The sequence below is a fragment of the Vibrio sp. 704 genome (genome assembly GCF_033339295.1).
This window is the reverse complement of the sequence record NZ_JAWOUH010000560.1, coordinates 1-643: the sequence shown is the minus strand read 5'-3', so window position 1 is coordinate 643 and position 643 is coordinate 1. Positions and strand designations below refer to the sequence as shown.

At 49.1% G+C, this 643-nt stretch carries 1 protein-coding gene; it reads left to right on the top strand.

Features of this window, described 5'->3' with window-relative positions:
• Positions 1–643, top strand: a 643-nt coding sequence (locus R7R24_RS27760; protein WP_318120287.1) for a heavy metal response regulator transcription factor, incomplete at both ends; no start/stop codon positions are given.

Here is a 643-nt window from a genome sequence, read left to right as displayed (position 1 = left end):
CCGGAGAATATCTGCAAAAAGGTTTGATTGAATCTGGGTATGTGGTGGATTTAGTGCATGATGGGGTCGATGGGCTTTATCACGCTACCAGTGAAGAATATGACTTAATCCTCCTCGACATTATGTTGCCTAAACTCGATGGTTGGCAGGTGCTTAACACATTGCGCAGTAGTGGGATTCACACCCCAGTGATCATGCTGACAGCGAAGGAGCAAGTGGAAGATCGCGTGCGCGGTTTTGAGCTGGGTGCCAATGACTATGTGGTAAAACCGTACGCGTTTGCAGAGCTACTGGCGCGTGTTCAAAACGTATTTCGTCATCATATTGCCGCGCAAGTGGTCGCATCGCCGCAAACATTACGTGTGGCAGATTTAGAACTTGATATGATCAAACGCGTTGCCACGCGCGCGGGGCAGTCGATGTCGCTTACCGCCAAAGAATATGCCCTGCTTGAGTTGTTGATGCGCAAAACTGGCCAAGTGCTTTCACGTACCACCATTGCGTCGTTAGTGTGGGATATGAACTTTGACAGCGATACCAATGTGATTGATGTGGCGGTCAAACGTCTGCGTAGCAAAGTGGACAAACCGTTCGATAAACCTCTGATTCACACTGTCAGAGGGATGGGCTACAAACTCGAAGA